Source organism: Candidatus Falkowbacteria bacterium, assembly GCA_016699775.1.
Lineage (GTDB): Bacteria > Patescibacteriota > Patescibacteriia > Patescibacteriales > Patescibacteriaceae > Patescibacterium > Patescibacterium danicum.
This window is the reverse complement of record CP065010.1, coordinates 449,654-467,926: the sequence shown is the minus strand read 5'-3', so window position 1 is coordinate 467,926 and position 18,273 is coordinate 449,654. Positions and strand designations below refer to the sequence as shown.

At 33.6% G+C, this 18,273-nt stretch carries 17 protein-coding genes; all 17 read right to left on the bottom strand.

The window, feature by feature from the left end:
• Position 1: 1 nt before the first annotated feature.
• Positions 2-1,444 carry a flippase gene (locus IPN41_02330; protein ID QQS60787.1) on the bottom strand — a complete coding sequence of 481 codons (1,443 nt, stop codon included), beginning with the start codon at positions 1,442-1,444 and terminating at the stop codon, positions 2-4.
• Positions 1,445-1,446: 2 nt separating this feature from the next.
• A complete protein-coding gene (locus IPN41_02325) occupies positions 1,447-2,460 on the bottom strand; it encodes an NAD(P)-binding domain-containing protein (GenBank protein ID QQS60786.1) in 1,014 nt (337 codons plus the stop codon).
• An 89-nt stretch (positions 2,461-2,549) separates the two neighbouring features.
• Positions 2,550-3,974: an ATP-binding protein gene (locus IPN41_02320; protein QQS60785.1), complete on the bottom strand. Its 1,425-nt coding sequence runs from the start codon at positions 3,972-3,974 to the stop codon at positions 2,550-2,552.
• A gap of 284 nt (positions 3,975-4,258) precedes the next feature.
• Positions 4,259-4,633 (bottom strand): 30S ribosomal protein S9, encoded by a 375-nt coding sequence (gene rpsI, locus IPN41_02315; GenBank protein ID QQS60801.1) that lies wholly within the window; start codon positions 4,631-4,633, stop codon positions 4,259-4,261.
• Between the two features lie 78 nt (positions 4,634-4,711).
• Positions 4,712-5,074, bottom strand: coding sequence for a 50S ribosomal protein L13 (rplM, locus tag IPN41_02310; GenBank protein QQS60784.1), 363 nt, complete (start codon positions 5,072-5,074; stop codon positions 4,712-4,714).
• A 4-nt stretch (positions 5,075-5,078) separates the two neighbouring features.
• On the bottom strand, positions 5,079-5,429 hold the full coding sequence (rplQ, locus tag IPN41_02305) for a 50S ribosomal protein L17 (GenBank protein QQS60783.1): 351 nt from the start codon (positions 5,427-5,429) through the stop codon (positions 5,079-5,081).
• A gap of 6 nt (positions 5,430-5,435) precedes the next feature.
• A complete protein-coding gene (gene rpoA, locus IPN41_02300) occupies positions 5,436-6,269 on the bottom strand; it encodes a DNA-directed RNA polymerase subunit alpha (protein QQS60782.1) in 834 nt (277 codons plus the stop codon).
• A 45-nt stretch (positions 6,270-6,314) separates the two neighbouring features.
• On the bottom strand, positions 6,315-6,833 hold the full coding sequence (gene rpsD, locus IPN41_02295; protein QQS60781.1) for a 30S ribosomal protein S4: 519 nt from the start codon (positions 6,831-6,833) through the stop codon (positions 6,315-6,317).
• An 18-nt stretch (positions 6,834-6,851) separates the two neighbouring features.
• Positions 6,852-7,235 carry a 30S ribosomal protein S11 gene (rpsK, locus tag IPN41_02290; protein ID QQS60800.1) on the bottom strand — a complete coding sequence of 128 codons (384 nt, stop codon included), beginning with the start codon at positions 7,233-7,235 and terminating at the stop codon, positions 6,852-6,854.
• Positions 7,236-7,417: 182 nt separating this feature from the next.
• On the bottom strand, positions 7,418-7,810 hold the full coding sequence (gene rpsM, locus IPN41_02285; GenBank protein QQS60780.1) for a 30S ribosomal protein S13: 393 nt from the start codon (positions 7,808-7,810) through the stop codon (positions 7,418-7,420).
• Between the two features lie 105 nt (positions 7,811-7,915).
• Entirely contained in the window at positions 7,916-8,029 is a 114-nt protein-coding gene (rpmJ, locus tag IPN41_02280; protein ID QQS60779.1) for a 50S ribosomal protein L36, read from the bottom strand.
• 8 nt (positions 8,030-8,037) lie between these two features.
• Positions 8,038-8,265: a translation initiation factor IF-1 gene (infA, locus tag IPN41_02275; GenBank protein ID QQS60778.1), complete on the bottom strand. Its 228-nt coding sequence runs from the start codon at positions 8,263-8,265 to the stop codon at positions 8,038-8,040.
• 203 nt (positions 8,266-8,468) lie between these two features.
• Positions 8,469-12,236 (bottom strand): hypothetical protein, encoded by a 3,768-nt coding sequence (locus IPN41_02270; protein QQS60777.1) that lies wholly within the window; start codon positions 12,234-12,236, stop codon positions 8,469-8,471.
• A 69-nt stretch (positions 12,237-12,305) separates the two neighbouring features.
• Positions 12,306-14,159 (bottom strand): alanine--tRNA ligase, encoded by a 1,854-nt coding sequence (locus IPN41_02265; GenBank protein QQS60776.1) that lies wholly within the window; start codon positions 14,157-14,159, stop codon positions 12,306-12,308.
• Positions 14,160-14,277: 118 nt separating this feature from the next.
• Positions 14,278-15,060 (bottom strand): hypothetical protein, encoded by a 783-nt coding sequence (locus IPN41_02260; GenBank protein ID QQS60775.1) that lies wholly within the window; start codon positions 15,058-15,060, stop codon positions 14,278-14,280.
• Positions 15,061-15,155: 95 nt separating this feature from the next.
• Complete coding sequence (gene tgt / locus IPN41_02255) at positions 15,156-16,301, bottom strand: tRNA guanosine(34) transglycosylase Tgt (GenBank protein ID QQS60774.1); 1,146 nt, start codon at positions 16,299-16,301, stop codon at positions 15,156-15,158.
• Between the two features lie 2 nt (positions 16,302-16,303).
• Positions 16,304-18,271 (bottom strand): hypothetical protein, encoded by a 1,968-nt coding sequence (locus IPN41_02250; GenBank protein ID QQS60773.1) that lies wholly within the window; start codon positions 18,269-18,271, stop codon positions 16,304-16,306.
• Between the last annotated feature and the right edge of the window lie 2 nt (positions 18,272-18,273).

Below are 18,273 nucleotides of genomic sequence, written 5' to 3'. Positions count from 1 at the left end.
ATTAAACTTTTTTTCTAAAAGAAATCATAATACTTGTAATATCTTCTTTAGTAAATCCTTTGAAAAAATATAAGCTCACTGCATATACAACACTGGCAGAAATAATTGTTCCAATGGGATGAAATATATTCTTTAGTGCAAAGGCAGAAAGTCCCATAATTGATCCAGCGCCAATAATACGAACAAGCATTAAAGCAATTTTTTTTGTTCTAATAGTAATAATACTCGGTACAACCACCCAACCTAAAATAATCAAAGCAATACTTGTAATCACTGTCGTAATACATGCGCCAATAACTCCAAAACGAGGAATTAAATACAAATTAAGCAAAGCACTTCCAATAGCAACAATCGCAATATTTATGGTATTACGTTTTTGACGGTCACAAGCATTGAGTAATGAACCAATCGGATAACTAAGAAACATAAACGGAACTGCCATCATTGAAATCTGTAATGGCCAAGCCGCTGAAGTAAAGCCTTCTTTAAAAAGTAAAACAATTTGATCGGCCATGGCAATGGTTCCAATCATAATTGGAATACCAATAATTAATGAGTAATTAATCGCTCGTTCAAAAGTAATACTTAATTGCTCGCGATTATTATGCCAATAGGCGCTTAAGGCTGGATACAATGAGGCAGTAAAAGCCATTGGTAAGAATTGAATAGCAACAATAATCTTAAAAGGAATTTGATATAAACCAACTGCCTCAGGCCCGGCAAATTTAAAGAGTAAAATTGAATCAAAAAAAGTATAGAATCTTTGAAAGATTGCGTAGACTGCAAACGGCAAAGCAATTAATAGTACCTGCTTAATTAAAATTGTATCCCAAGTAAAAGAAAATCGGATTTGTCTATTCTTACGAACTATATATGCTGAATAACCAAGATTAACAAGGCTAGCCGTTACTAATGACATCATTAACCAACGGATGTCTAATCCGAAACCAATAACAAATAAACTAAAGACCAAAACAATAAATTGAAAACCGACCGATGCAATACTTTCAAACTTTAGATTATGAAAACCACGTAAAATCGCATAACAGGTGTTAGTAAAGTTATCAAAGATCATTACCAAGGCAGCTATATAAATTAAATCACGAGTAATCCCATTATATTGCCAAGCTTGTGTCCAAACGATTAAACCAATAATCGTAATAACTGAAAAAATTAATTTAATACTAAGTGCATTACTAAAAAGACTAGAAGCTTTTGTTGGGTGCTTGGCAACTTCTCTAGTAATTACATTACCTAAACCAAAATCAATAAAGATTGAGAAAATTGAAGTTATAGAAATAGCAAAGTAATATTGGCCCAAATCAGCCGGTCCCAAGACACGGGCGTAGATTGTAAAGTAAGCCAAAGAAATAATCTTTTGGATTACTAATGCTAAAGTAAAATATGAAGTATTGCGTGCAATGCTAGAAATTTTTTCGGACATACTTAAATAATTTTATTTTCAATCAAACGGGAAATGGATATTTCTGGATCCTTATTTTCTAATATTATTTGTTTCATAACTTGCAAAAATGGATATGCTGAAAAATTCTTTACTAATTTTGGCAAGACTTGAATAGTGGTCAAGCCTTCAACTGATTTCTTTCTTTTTTGCATCTTTAGAAAAGCTTGCTCTACTGACAATCCCCTGCCAATTAAGTAGCCAAATTCACGGTTTCTGGTTTTGCCAGTACAACTCATCCATAAATCATTACCCCAACATTGGCTATCCATACTAAATGTTTTTAACTCACCCTCCAACTCTGTATGCACAAACCGCTCAACTTCCTTGCTAAATCTGGAAATAAAATAAGTTTCTGAACCATACGGCCAACCTAAACCGGAGACGATACCCGCAAATATTGAAACTACATTTTTAAAAGCAGCACAATATTCAGTTCCCGCAACGTCACGAGTAGAATATAAACGAAAATTACGTGAGCCTAATAAATGTTCAGCTTGTTTACAAGCATGAAGATTAATTGAAGCCACGGTAGCTCCGAGAGGATGAGAATTATATAAATCTTCAGCTATCGTTCCACCAGCTATATAAACATACGTATGCGGATGAATTAATTGTTCGGCGATAATTTTATCTAAACGCTCACCAGTTTTAGGCGCCAAGGCCTTGGCAGTATTAATGATCAGTAGCTTCTTGCGTCTACGTGGCAAATCATTTAACTGCTTAAGTACTTCTGGAATAGACGAAGCCGTGATAGCTAAAATAAGGATATCAATATTAGGAAACACCTCTGCTAGATTAGTTGGCAGAATAATATCCTTAGAAATTTTCTGATTAGGTTTGATCCGCAGATGCCGACGAAAATTTCGTAACTGGGACATTACTTTTGGATTGCGATCAAAGGCATATATCTTATACTCCGACCGTTTATAACGATCCAAATGCTTTAAAATCGCATAGCCAAAATTACCTAATCCACAAATTAAAACTCCTTTCATATAGCCTCATACTATCATTTTGAGGCTAAATATACAACAAAAAAACACCCGGAAAGGGTGTTTTGTATAAGATAATATATTACCATGATTTACATCAAAAAATAATAATCCAAAGGAATAAATACTGTCTTTAATTCTGGGTTTATTTTTAACTCGGAATTTGAAAAAATCAGATTATAATCTGAATTAATTTTTTTTGCAGTTGTAGCTATTTGCTTTACATCCTTACTACCCATCCCAACTTCAATCACAATCTGCTTATTATTCATAATCTGCAGAATAAAATCAGCTCCTCCCTGAGCACTGTCATATCTGACCAGGCCCTGATTTCTTAAAATAAATTCACGATAAAGATGAGATGCAAAAGAATCTTCTAATAGCTTTCCCTGCCTGGTTAAATAAGTGCTCTCTTGACCCGTATAATAAAAGAAAGTCATTCTAATCGCTGGCGACATAAATAAATATTTATTTGGCTTTCTGGCAACCGTCATATTAGATCCGTACGCCGGTACTTTTATCAATAATTCAGCTTTTTCAAGTGCTTCAAAAATATTTGATATGGTTAAACGATTTATTTTAAATCTCTCTTCTAAAATACCAAGGCTGGTTGTATCGTTTTCGGCAATGGCAAATAATATTCTTTTTACCGCCCCAAGTGTATCCGGATCAAAACTCCCAAGAGTCGGTAAATCTTGTTTTATAATTTTATCCAATAATAATGATATAGCATCATAAACAGCGGTCTCATTTGGCATCGTGAGCGAAAAAGGTAAAGTACCATATGACAAATAAGTTTTAATATCATATCTATTTATTTTTGACCAAGACGTATTTATCTCTCCTTGTAAATCATTTAAACTATTAAATACTTCCTCAGCAGAATTTGAAAAATATATAGCTTGTCGTATTTTATTTTTTAAGTCGATTGAGGGAAATGTTTGGTTTTTAATCATTTCATACTCTATGAAAGACATAGGTGGCATTCTCTCAAACAAGGCTCTTCTAGCTAAATTTGTTGTAGTTTGCAAAATAACTGCAGAAGATCCCGTGCAACAAAAAAATACATTAGATGTTTTATCAAACAAAATTTTTAAACTAACTGCCCACTTAGGATCAGTTTGTATCTCATCCAAAAAAATCAAAGTCGGTTTCTCTATGGTATCAACACTTTGTCCAACCACACTTTCAAAAGCAGAAACTATATCATTTATTCCAGCATTCAGCAGACTATAGGTTTCTTCCACTGATAAAAATAAAATATTTTCGATTCTTTTTGAATATGCTTCACATATTTGTGCCATTAATGTCGTTTTGCCCACACCTCTAAAACCGGGGATAATCACCATTCTATTATCCTGGGTTTTATTTAAAAATCCATCAATATATTGTTTAATTTTTACAAACATAAAACGCTGAGGATATTTTTCTCCCCTTGGACTATGAGTATATCTCCTAATTCTTTCTGAAGTAGTTCTAATCTGCTGTTGTATATATTGTATTAAATCGTTGTTCATGTTTATTATTTTATATTACAAATACCTATCTCTAGTATATTATAATATACTAGAACAGTCAATACACGTTTTTTTGGCTAAAATTAATCATATTATAGCATATTTTCTTGTAGCAATATTTGATTTTTTCTTAATATATAAAAAAATTTTGGACTACTACGCTAGTTAGTCTAGACTATTCAGTTGTACCTAGATAAAAGACTATGTTTAATTAAAAGAAATAAAATAAAAAATCCGCTATTATTAACGGATTTTTCATACATAATCTACAGAAATATTTTTCATTAACGCTTGCTCCACTGTGGTGCTCGACGGGCTTTTTTCAAACCTGGTTTCTTTCTTTCTTTCTTACGTGCATCACGAGTTAACCAACCTTCAGCTTTCAAAATTGGTCGTAATTCAATATTTAAAGCAAGTAATGTACAAGCTATACCATGACGAACAGCTTCTGCTTGACCTTGTTTGCCTCCACCTTTAACTCTAATAGTAAAATCCAGCTGGCCTTCTAAAGCAGTTAACTTTAAAGGTTCTTGAACAATTGTTTGAGCAATTGGGGTTGGAAAATACTCAGTTACATCAACATCATTAACAATAATTTTTCCAGAACCAGATTGAAACAAACGAACACGAGCAGCAGCTGTTTTACGCTTTCCCATCATTTCAATATAACGAGAAGATGTAGGGATTTTTTCAACTTTCTTAATTGTCTTAGCTTTAACTTCAGTCATAGGATAATCTTATTTAACAGTTAAACGCTTCATCATTCCTTCACGTAAACGAGTTGGAGGAAGCATCTGCTTAACAGCTCTCTTTAAAACATCGCCTGGCTTTTCTTTAAAAATATCGGACATTTTTTTTGTCTTCAATCCACCAGGATAACCAGAATAACTATAATATTCTTTTTGGGAAAGTTTTTTTCCTGAAAATTTAACTTTACTGATATTTAATATAGTAACCATATCACCTTCATCAATATGAGGCTGATAACTTGTTTTATGCTTTCCTCGTAACAACGTAGCCACGCGAGTCGCTAAACGACCGATAGTCATATCAGTAGCATCAATTTCATGTTTATTTCGAATAATTGGTTTATGTGGCATATATTTATACAAGTTCGATCTGAACCATTGAGGCTCCGTCACCAGCTCTGGTGCCTAATTTAACAATACGGGTATAGCCTCCAGCTCGTTCTTTATAGCGACTACCAAGTACATCCATAGCTTTTTTTACTGCCATTGGTTGAGGTAGAGTACTGATCAAAGAACGGCGAGCTGCTAAATCACCGGCTTTAGAAACTGTAATCAAACGTTCAACTAATGAACGAACAGTTTTTGCTTTGGCCTCGGTTGTCTTAACTTTTTCGTATAATAAAACACTGGCAGCCAAATTCCGCAACATCATTTCGCGAGGTGCTTTTTTTCTATCAAGAATTTTTCCAGTATTACGGTGACGCATAAAATATTATTTCTTTTCTTTTTTAGCTTTTTTCTTAGGAGCTTCTTCTTCAACAACTTCTTCTGTTGCCGGGGTTTCTACTTCTGCTTCTTCAGTAGCTTCTTCAGATGTTGCTACTTCTTCATTCTCAGACATTTCTGCAGGTTGTTCACCAAGTGCTACTACAGCATTTAACTGTTCAATCAAAATATTAGCACTTGCTTTAAAAGCTTCTTCAGCAGTAATTGTGCCATCTGTTTCAATATCCAAAATTAATTTTTCCCAGTTAACCATTTTACCAACACGAACATTTTCAATATCTAAACCAACAGTGAAAACTGGTGAGTAGATTGAATCAACGTCAATATAGCCAAGTTCATTCTTTTTTTCCTCACGGCTCTCAATTGTTTCATATCCAAGACCACGACGAACAAAAATTTCCATATTTAATTTTCCACCCATATCTGTTAAATGGGCAATAACTGATTCTGGATTAGTAATTTCAACACCAGCTTGCTTTGTAATATCAGCGGCCGTAATAACTTTTTCTCCAAAAGCTTTCAATTCTAAACGAGCTTCATCAAGACCTTCATCAAGATGCAAGCGAATTTTCTTAAGATTCAAAATTATTTCTAAAATATCTTCTTTAATATTTGGCAATGCCATAAATTCGTGAGTTGCGCCTTCAATCTTGGCACCAATAACAGCCACTCCTGGTAATGAAGCCAGAAGAACTCGGCGTAAGGCATTTCCGATGGTTGTACCATAACCCGGAGCTAATGGTTCAAGAATAGCTTTGGAACGATTCTTATCTTCGGTTGGAAGAAAAGATAATTTTTTTGGCAATGCAATGTTATTCATACGTATAAATAATGTCTGCCCTAAAGCGGGCAAAATATATAAAAATTAACGGGAATAGAATTCAACTATTAACTGACTGTTAACAGATTGATCAAGATCTTCTTTCTTTGGTTCATGTAAAACTTTACCACTCATTTCTGAAGCATCAAAATTTAACCAACCAGGAACAATGGCTTTCTTTAATTTTTCTGGTAAGTCATTAAACTGCTTTTTCTGTTTTTTTGATTTACGAATTGAAATAACATCATTTGGCTTTACTTGATATGAAGGAATGTCAACTTTTTGTCCATTAACGTCAAACTGAGCATGGCCAACCATTTGTCTAGCCTGGGCACGAGTAATAGCTAAACCAAAACGATAAACTACATTATCTAAACGCATTTCTAATAATCGTAAGAGGTTTTCACCTGCATCACCTTTTTTCTTGGCTCGTAAGAAGGTCAAGAAAAATTGCTTTTCACGAAGACCGTACATTTTCTTGGCCTTTTGCTTTTCCTGAAGCTGAATACCATAGGTACTTTGCTTTTTAGGTCGTTTAGTTTGTTGCATGTTTACTGGAGGCATGATGGTAGTATTAAAAAATTAAACACGTCGTGGCTTACGGCTACGGCAACCATTGTGTGGTAAAGGTGTAATATCCTTAATGTAAGTAATATTCAAACCATTGGCGTTTAAAGCACGAACAGCTGATTCACGACCAGTACCAACACCTTTAACAAAAACTTTAACCTCAGCTAAGCCATATTCCTTTGCTTTTTCAACAGCAATACGAGTAATTATTTGAGCAGCATATGGAGTAGACTTTTTTGGTCCTTTAAAACCAGCTAAACCTGCGTTTGCCCAAGACAAAACATTTCCGACTGTATCAGTTAAGGTAACAATAGTGTTGTTATAGGTTGAGTTAATGAAAGCTTTACCAGAAGTAACTCGCTTTTCAGTCGTTTTCTTCTTTTTCTTGCCTTTCATAGTTTGACGATTGGCTTTTTGCTTTTCTAGTTTTTTCTTAATTTCTTCAGGCAATTCTTCTAAAACTTCACCTTCAGTTTTAGCTTCAGGCACAGGCATCACTTCTTCATCGTCAAGAATGATTTCGTCCTTAATTTCTTCTTCAGTTGTTTGCTTTTCGTCAGTCATAGAAAAATTAATGATTAGGTCTTTTGAGCAGCACCCTTTTTACCAGATGTTGCAGTTCGGCGGACGTTTCCACGAACAGTTCGATTATTTGTTTTAGTTCGTTGACCACGAACAGGCAAATGTTTGCTATGGCGACTTCCACGGTATGAGTTAATATCACGCAAACGCTTAATATTTGCACTAACATCACGACGTAAGTCTCCTTCAACCTTCATATCCTTTTCAATCAAGACACGTAAACGGTTAGCTTCTTCTTCACCTAGATCTTTTACTCGTGTATCAGGATTAACTTTTGCAGAAGCTAAAATCTTACTAGCAGTTTCTCGGCCAATACCATAAATATACGTTAAAGCAATTTCAACGCGTTTTTCATTTGGAATTGTTACACCGGCGATACGTACTGCCATAGAATAGTTATAATGTTATAAGGTTGTAAAGTTATAATGTTATAAGGTTTATAAATAGTTGTATTTTACTTTATAAACTTTATAACCTTATAACTTTAAAACTGTTTAGCCTTGACGTTGTTTATGTTTAGGTGTTTTACAGATAACCATAACCCGCCCATTACGGCGGATCGTCTTGCAATCTTTACAGATTTTCTTTACAGAAGCTCTTACTTTCATAAAAAAAATTACAGGCGGTAGGTTATCCGACCTTTACTTAAATCATACGGACTCATTTCAATTTTTACACGATCACCAGGAGCAATACGAATGCGGAACATTCTCATTTTTCCTGACAAGTGCGCCAAAATCTCATGGCCGTTATCCAGCTTGACTTTGAAAGAAGCCGAAGGCATCAGTTCAAGAACTTCACCTTCCATTTCTATAAAATCTTTTGAATTACTGGTATCAGACATTAAAAAACAATAAAAAATTTGGTAAAAAATTTACCAAAATACTTGGTAACGAAAATTCTCTTTAATATACGCTATTTGTGAATATCGTACGTGTGAAATTATTATATAGGTGAGAGCCGGAAATGTCAAGAGATTAGATGATTATAGGTACAAACATTTATTTTTATTTAATATTAGCTATTTTTTATAATTTCATATAGCTATCACTTCATCCAAACAACCTGAAGATTATCTTTGAAAACAAAACTATTACTTAAAGAATGAGGGTTTTTTAAATCAATAATAATTTCTTGTTTATCTTTATCCCTTAGACAAGATTGCTCTAATGATTGCTGAAAAAGCCCAGAACGATTTGTAGACAATCCATGATCTTTCTTAACCAACACAGCATCAAAATTATTAATTTCTGCAAATTGGCTTATCTGTTTGGTTAGCATATGATATAGTTTTTTTGCCGAGACCTCAGAAACTAGTCCAACTGAGGGGTTGGGACAATATAAAAGATATTTTTTATTATTAGGTTCATTCATTTCCAAAAGCATTGTTGTACCCATACATTTTTTTCGCTCCTCATCAAAAAGAACAAACTCAAAATATTTTTCATTTTTTAACATATCAGGGTCATTTGCCGTACAAACATCACCAACCATCCGAGCAAGAGCATTTTCTTTATTTTTTGAAAAATATCCTTTAATGTCTCGGCTTTTTTTAAGCTTTGGTTCATTTCTTGACATATCTACTTCTTTAATTTCTTCATATTTACCTATTTCTTTTTGAAGTTTAAGAAAAACAGACGATTGTAGACTTTCAATTTTTTTCATATCAATTACCTCGTGTTCATTCAAAATAAATAATTCATCAATATGTCGTGACCAAGCCACAAGAAAATTATCCATGACTGTTAAATTGAATAATGAAGCAAAATACTCAGCACGGCTCTTGATTGAATCTGAAGTCTGAAAAGAATTCTTGATAGATTTTAAAATCTTTTTTTGAATAATTAAATCGGTAAGTTTATCTTGAGGAATTGTCAAGAGATCAGTTTGAATAGATTTACCAATTTTAGAATAATTTTCTTTTTCCTTTTCTAACAAATTGTCTGTGAATTTTTGACCATCAATACTGTTTACAACCCGAGATTGAACTTTTTTAATAGTTTCCTTCATAGTATCTCCGTAAAGATTAACTAATTCATCAAGTAAAATATAATTTTTAGCAACTTGACTCTCTTCAAGAGACAGTCGGTCAGTACTGGACGCAACAAAATCTTCATAACTACCAATTAATTGATAGGCCAGTAAAATATTCATTGATTCAGTCGTATAACCTTTTTGTTTAAAATATTCTAATATTTTTCCTTCTAACGTCACGGCCACAGAATTTTCTACTGTATTGTCTAAAAAGATCAGAAGATTATCTCCTTGAGCTAAATTTTTAACACGACTTATATGCTCTGAAAACTGTTTGATTATTTCTGGATCGGGTTTCTCGTCTTCTTTTATTTTGTACCCTAAAACTCCAGAAAGCGTTAGTTTATAGCCATCTTTATTATAAATATATTTATCCAGATCATGCGATCTATTTTCATATTGATCCAAATATTTATAAGAATCATAGTTTCTCTTGGGATAAACCACCTGAAGCAGTGATTTATAATATTCACGATCTTCCGAAAAACTTGCTGGTTGATTATCACTTAAAGAAGCTATATCAAATTTAATTTTTTGTATAAAGCTATGTTTTTCTTCTGCTGTCCCTGAGTTATCAAATTTCTCAATGTATCGCATAATTAATAGAGCACTTGAAGTTATTACTGAATCCTCTTTTACCTCACCATACAGTTTAAGTAACTTTAAATATGTTGCTTGAGGAGTCGGAGAAGTAGTAATATTTCTAACAAAAAAAACTTGCAAATCTTTATCTTGAAACTGAATATTTTCTTTCATTTCACTTTCATCCTTTGGGTTACAAATTCCTTGGAATAACTCAACAACTTTTTTAGCCTGAAAAATATACGCAGGCAAGGGAACAAAAGAGGCAATTTTTTCAATTTCTGAAAGTTTTTTATAATATGATTCAAAGATATTATCCTCTGAGGAATAAATATCAAATTTCTTTAAGATAAGCTTTTCTAATGAGGCAATCAGCTGAGGATCATGAAAGCGTTCTTTGGAAATTGGAAAATATTGTAATATAATTTGTATAGCAGAAAAATACCCTGTATTAATCTCAGTAAGCAAATCATTATAAGCTTTTTTCTGAAAATCTTTAGTTTCAAAACTTTGTCTAATATGAGGAAAATTTTTAATTATACTCCCAACCCTCTCAATCCTCTTTTCCTGTATCCAATTTTTAGTTATGTTTGGTATTAAAGCAGCGTCTATCCTAGACTGAGAAAAATGAATATTTTCGGAAATTTGTCTGGCAGTGTATTCATTAAATCCTTCTAAATTTCTTTCAAATTCTTTAAAACAAGCATTCTGTACATTTTCTAATTTTAAAAATTCAGGACTTACATTAAAGGATGAAAAATTGTTTAAAAAGGTTTTGGCTTTACCTTCATTAATAAATTCTAAAGCTTCTGACTCTGGTATATTTTTAAAAATCGTTAAATCACCTCTTAGGGTAGGAATAAAATTCTTCTTTTTTAAAGCAGTATAAACTTCATATCCAAATGAATGTATTGGTAATTTTTTTAAATAATTAGGAATTCTATACTCATTGTTTAATAGAACTAATTTGTTTATATATTCAATTTTATCTTTATCTAAGAGGAGGTCTAGCACTAGATGCTCTTGATTGTTTTTTAAAATACTTATTTTAAATTTCTGGTAATTTATTTCACTGAATTTTTTAAGTTCAGTATACATACGATTCATGATAAAACTTACATTACCTTCCTCAAGTAGTCGCGAAATTGTTCTAAATACTAATTCTTCATTGTTTTTTCTTATATCATTATCATCAATTTCACGAATTTCATCTGAAGTTTTTTTATAAGGCAAGATGAGTACTTTCCCTTGTTTACTACTTTTATATTCTTCTTTATAACTAAAATCATCAGACGGGTTATTGAATTTTGGATAAATTGCAAGATAATAGTCAATATCTGACTGTTCAAAATTCTGGGAAAGTAATTTTTCTGCAAAGTCATTAAAGCTTTCTAAAAGCCCAGACTTTATAATTTTTTCTATTGGAAAACTTTTAAATTTTGTGTAATTTTTAAAACAATCTCTTGCATATCCTGAGGCTAGTAATTGCTCCAAAGTCTCATCATCATACATTTCCGTCTCAGCACTCTCTAAAGCATCCTTTATGGCAAATCTATGGGCTTGAGATTGAGCTATGCCAATAATTAAAGATTTAGGAATAATCTCACAGGTAGCCTCAGACTTACGAATAAAATACCAGTCCGAAGAATTAATCATTGAATCACTATATTTGCTATTCATCAAAGAATCGATATCTGAAGCGGCTAAACGTTCTTTTCTATCATAACCTACTAAATGATTCTTTAATCTCATAATATCCCAATTATGAGGATGCTTTTCGTTTTCTAGATTTATTTGATAAAAATCATCATCAATAAGAAGGGCTAATTTTGCTTTCTTAACTATTTCAGATTCAGGAGGATTTTTTTCTTTATAATGACGAGCTTTATCAAGAATACTGTATAAGCGTGACTTAAGTAGTTTTACTGCATCTTCATAAGTTTGTTGCGGTCTTTCCATTAATCTTCCTTCATTTATCTGGATTTTTTTTACGTCTTCAAAAAGATCCGACATAACCGTCTCAGTATAGTCTTCTGATTCAACACCATCTGGTTTAAGATTTTTTATTAAATTTGTAATTTCATTATGAAGAATTTCAATTTTATCTTCTTTAACATTTTCAAAAATCTCAGAAGACAGGCTAACATCATCTCCTTCATGATTCACATTTTCATTTAAAAAATTTTCCCGTTCTCTCATAATAAAATAATATCCAAAGGGGCTATTTAAAGTAAGCTTAAAATAATATAGTTTTTTTCATCTCTCCATTTATTCCAAAACCGCCTTGATTCTTCTGATACCTGCCGATGAACTTTCTTCTTTAAGGATTTTAAAATGGCCTAACTCCCCAGTATTCTCCACATGTGGTCCCCCACAAATTTCTTTACTATAATAATCACCTTCATTGCCCACACAATAAACTTTAACCGTTTCTTGATATTTTGAATCAAAAACACCACTTGCGCCAATCTCTCTGGCTTTGTCTAAAGACATTTCTTCAAAATGGACAGGGAGCTTTGCTTCAATAGCTTCATTAACTATTTTCTCAACTTCCGCAATCTGCTCGGCTGTCATTTTTTCAGGATGAGGAAAATCAAATCGTAGTCTTTCGGCAGTGATATTACTTCCCTTTTGATAGACATGATCACCTAACACTTTTCGCAAAGCCGCTAGTAAAAGATGGGTGGCTGTGTGAAGTCTAGTTGTTTCAGTACTATGATCAGCCAAGCCACCTTTAAATTTTCCGGCTGAGGCTGTGCGGGAAAGCTCTTGGTGTTTAGCAAGTTCTATATAAAAACTATTTTCATCAACGGTTACGCCTTTTTCCTGAGCTAATTCAACAGTCATTTCAATTGGAAAACCAAAAGTTTGATATAAATTAAATGCTTGCTCACCAGAAATATTTCCTGAAAATTTTTCAAACTCTTTTTCGCCTTTTTCCAAAGTTTCACTGAATTTAGATTCTTCTTTTATGAGTTCAAAGATAACAAAGATATTATTCTTTGCTAATTCGGGATACACCTCACCATAATTATCAATAAATAATTGAGCTACCTGACCACACCATTCTTTTCTTGATATCCCAAGTTGTCTGCCAAACCGGATGGCTCGACGAATTAAACGACGAACAATATAGCCTTGATCTGAATTAGACGGACCAATCCCCTTTTCATCACCCATAATAAACGTGGCAGCTTTTAGGTGATCAGCGATAATTTCAAAAGGACGATTATCATCCTCATATTTTTTCCCCGATAACTCCTCAATCTTGTTAATTGCGTCAAGAAATAAATCCGTTTGGAAAACATTGCTTTTTGCCTGTTTGACCATTGTTAGTCTTTCTAAGCCTCCCCCAAAATCAACATTCTTGTTAGCTAATTCCTGCCAACCGGTTTCTGTTTTTTGATACTGCATAAATACTGAATTCCCAATTTCAATAAACCGTCCACAATCACAATTGGGATGACAAAACTCACCAAACTTTTTGTCATGATCTTTTCCGGTATCATAAAACGTTTCTGAGTCAGGACCACCTAACTCACCCACCGCATCCCCTCTTTGCCACCAATTTTTTTCACGATAAGCAAAAATTCGATAACGACTTACTCCAAGTTCTAAATCTTGTGTCGGATATTTCCCATCAATCATATCGGGAGCTTCATTGGCATCAATACCATATTTGGCGAAAATCTGCAGTAATATTTCCACAGAGTCAGTATCACGCGGAATTTGCCCGTCAGCACTTCCAATATACACACTTTGATATAATCTTTGTGGATCCAATTTCAACTCATCAATCAAAAACTCATACCACCAATGAAGCTGCTCTGACTTCCAATAATCACCCAAACTCCAATTTCCAAGCATTTCAAAAAAAGTATTGTGACGATTATCACCAACTTCTTCTATATCTTCAGTACGAAATGATTTCTGACTATTAACCAGTCGCTGTCCGCTTGGGTGTGTTTGACCAAGCAGATATGGTACCAAAGGAAACATTCCGGAATTAACAAATAATAAAGAAGAGTCATTCTCGGGAAGCAATGAAGCACTGGAGATAATTACATGCTCTCGTGCTTTAAAAAAATCAAGATATTTTTGGCGGATTTCAGAGGAGTTCATAATAGGTATTAGTATAGGGAAAAAATGTAAAAAATTCAATAATTATATAAAAACAATAAAGGTCCTAGTAAAGATAGGACCTTTATAAAACAAAACTTATTTGAATTATTAAATAAAATTATTTTGTTTTTGTTGCGAAAACAAATCTCACTAAGTTATTTTCAATATCAACAATTGCTATTTTATCAGGCGTGTTATTTGACTTTGTCACTTCATTGCGTCTAGTTCCAGTATTATCTTCATACTGTGAAATTTGTCCAATTCTTAAATCATCAATAGCATCATCGGGAGCACTAATCATAAAAAAGTATGTCATGCCAGGAATTAAACGTCTTTTAACTTCTTCGACCATTTCACGAGCTGCTTCCTTAGCATCCTCACCTTCATAATCAATAAAATAAGCCTGTGACACAATCTCTAATATTTCGTGAGCAAAATCGGAAAGAGAAACATAACCTAAAGAATCAACTAGTTTATTTTTGAGCCAAGGATTTTCTTTCAGAACATCGTTTGGGTTAATAATTTTTTCCTTCTGCTTTTGCAACTCAGCAGAAACTAATTGTTCAGTCTTATTTTTTTCACCACTTGTAAATTCCGCTTCAGCTGACTTTGGAAAGGCGTCAGCCACATGACCAATACTACCTGCGATCACTGTCGCAGTCACAGCATTATTAAACTGCCTACGTAACCAACTCTTTTTCTTATTTTTACCTTCTTTTTGATCATTCACACTTTCAGTTTTTTCAAATATATCATCATCTTGATCTTCAGCTTCAATATTTTTTGATTCTTGATTTAATTCAGTCTCAACTTTTTCTTCATTTTTAATTTCATCTTCCTTTTTTTCAACGTCACTATTCTCAGGAACTTGATTTATTGGAATTTGTTCAAAATTTGGCATAAAATAACATTAAATTAGTAGAATCAAGCTAATTACTTGATTAATATAGGTTCAGTATAGCACACTTTTAGGCAAAAATCAAGTAAAACTGGTCTTTAGAGGCTTTTTTTAATGATTGTTAGTAGATGGTGGTAAAACTCAAGATTATTCAAGGTGGCTAAGCGTTGGCCAAGAGGTTCATTAATTTTAAAGAGATAATGAAGATAAGCTCTTGAGAGATTCCGCAATTCTGGAAAAACTGAGACTGGATTAATCATCCGCCGATCATTCTTAAAACGTTGGTTAGTGATAGTTATGGTCTCATAAAAAGACGAGGTAGCTTGCTTTTTTGACCGAAGAAGTTTCTTAATATTTTCAGACAATTTTTTTTTCTGTCCAAAGAGTCGGCCATGTCTGCCTTCCCGCGTCGGGATAACGCAATCAAACATATCTATCCCCCGTTTAACTGCTTCAATAATATTTTCCGGATAACCTACTCCCATTAAATAGTGTGGTTTTTTTTGTGGTAATAGTGGAACAGTGTAATCCAAAACATCATACATTTCCGAATGTGTTTCCCCAACAGCCAAACCGCCAATATTATAACCATCAAATTCTAAGGCTGATAATTCAGTCGCACTCTGAATACGCAATTTCATATCAGTTCCACCCTGGACTACCGCAAACACCAAAGGTTTATTCCCTTTTATATTTTTAATAGAACGCTTTGTGCGTTCTGCCCATTCAGTTGTGATTCTAACCGATCGTTCTAGATTTTTTTTGGTTGCTGGCAAAGCCACACACTCATCAAGACAAACAGCAATATCAACTCCAAGATCAGCTTGAATCTGAAGACTTCGCTCTGGTGTTAAATAATGAGTACTGCCATCAACATAGGATTGAAACCGCACTCCATGTTCATCAATTTTAACTAAACTTTTTCCGGTTTTGGTTCGATCAGCTGCCAAAGAAAAAACTTGAAAACCACCGGAGTCAGTTAGAATTGCGCCATTCCAATCCATAAATGAATGAAGGCCGCCCATTTTCTTTATCGCCTTCTCGCCTGGTCGTAACATCAAATGATAGGTGTTTGACAAAAGAATTGGGAAACCAAGTTTTCTCATATCTTCAGTACTGACATGCTTAATTGTTCCCTGTGTTGCCACCGGCATAAAAAACGGCGTTGGCAAAGCGCCATGAGCCGTTTCTAATACTCCGCGACGAGCTCGCGAAAATTTTGAAGTAGAGAGAAGTTTAAACATAATTACTGCACTATACCATCAGTATTAGCAATATCATCTTTTTCAAGTTTTGTTGTCTGAGCTTTTAATTCCTTGCTAATTGAATAACTCGTTTGACTATCCTGGCCAGTTAGCGTTGTTCCAGCAACTAAAATCATTAATTTATTTTGATCAGAAAATCTCGGCTTCAAAGCAATACTAAACTCCGCAGAAATTTGAGAAACTGATAATGGTAATCTTCCAACGGTCCAGGTCACTTGATTTGTATTTTCATCATAGGATAAAGTTCCAACACTAGCTTGATTCTTACCGTCCCAGGTTACGCCAGAAGGTAAAGTTGTTGTCACGGCTAAACCACCAATTTCATGTAAACTATTTTTTATTTTCCAATATACTTTCAAGGTAGTTGTTTCACCAACTTTTGGTGGCAGTGGACCTGTCCCAACAGCTATATTATCTTCATCAAAATACCTAACAGCTTCATCTAGTGAAATATCAGAATTTACTTTTATGGTTAATTCATTCGATCGATTAGCTTGATTATCTGAACTTGGCTCAAGCGAACTTCCACTTAATGCAAATTGGGCATAGCTTTTTATTTCAAAACGACTAAACAAACGAGCCTCGGTACTTGAACGAACCGGAATTGAGAAATCAATTGTCCCCTGTTGATCTTTGGCCAATGATTTTAACTCTGGAATTTCAGCCGAAGTCCAAAGAATGGTTGAACTTGTTACTTTGCCATTATTTTCATCTTCCAATTTTCGCCAATCAAGAGCGTCACCATCAAGCACAGCAGTGATAATGACATCATTCATGGTAGTTTCGCCTTTGTTAGTATAGGAGATAGAATAGTTAATCACTTGTTCAAAATCTACTCCTTGGTCTCCAGACTGACCATTAGCCACCATTGATAAGTTAAGATTATTTTTTATAATATCAACTTTTAAAGTTTTTTCTTCAAAAATATAGCTTTTTGTACTATTTTCTGGAGTATATTCAAAGAGTAATTTTAGCTCTTCAGAATCACTCTTCTTATCAATAACTTTAAATTTAAATTGCAAAGGTTCTGTGGCTTTTTCTGGATCTATATTCCAGACACCAACTTGATCCGAACTAATCCCTTCAACTTTTTCTTTGCTTGGAATAATCGTTACATTATCGCTGGTATTTATACGGAGCGAAAAATTTTTAATAAAGTTTGTTTCCTGTGCTAACCAAGAAACGGTAATTATTTTTTCTTCACCAACCAAAACACTTCCTGGATCATCACTACTTATATCAAAACCAGAACCAGCCAAAACAACATCTAAACTGGAGGTTTTTTTATAGGTACTGGTAATACCTTTGGGTTGATAGGAAATATCTGAGAAAATAATATTTGATTCACCGGAAAGGCCAATTAATCGTCCGCGAATTTTAATTTGTCCACTTGAAAAACTTTGAATGTCTTCAAGTCGCCATTTATTATTGCCCGAAGTTGGTTGGGGGAAACTATCGGTAAGAATAAAATTATCCGGATACACAACTGTTGCTTCAACATTAGTTAAAACTATGTTTTCTTGATTTCGATAATCAATAGTATAAGTAAACTCTTGATTTACTTTAATTGATTGATCTGCAGTAATTGTAATACTAAGAGGAGAAGCTGATTTTTGATTTGCGAAAAATAGATAGTAAGCGCCGGCAATCAAACCAGCGGCTATTGCTACATATAACAGTAAAAAACCAGCTGTCGCCCAAATACTCCGACGTTTTTTAATACTAACCTCAGTAACATTAACTCGTTGGCCATTATCACCTTCATAAATTTTTGACAAACTTGCGTTAACAATATCTCGGCTACTAGGTGCCTTAAGATACTGATCAAAACTATCTACCTCTGATTCAGATGGAAGTGATCGTTCCACAAATTCTGAAAGTTCAGAACGATTTATTTTTTTTCGTCCTGATATGGATTCTGATGTTTTTTTGGAATTGGGTTTTGGCATAC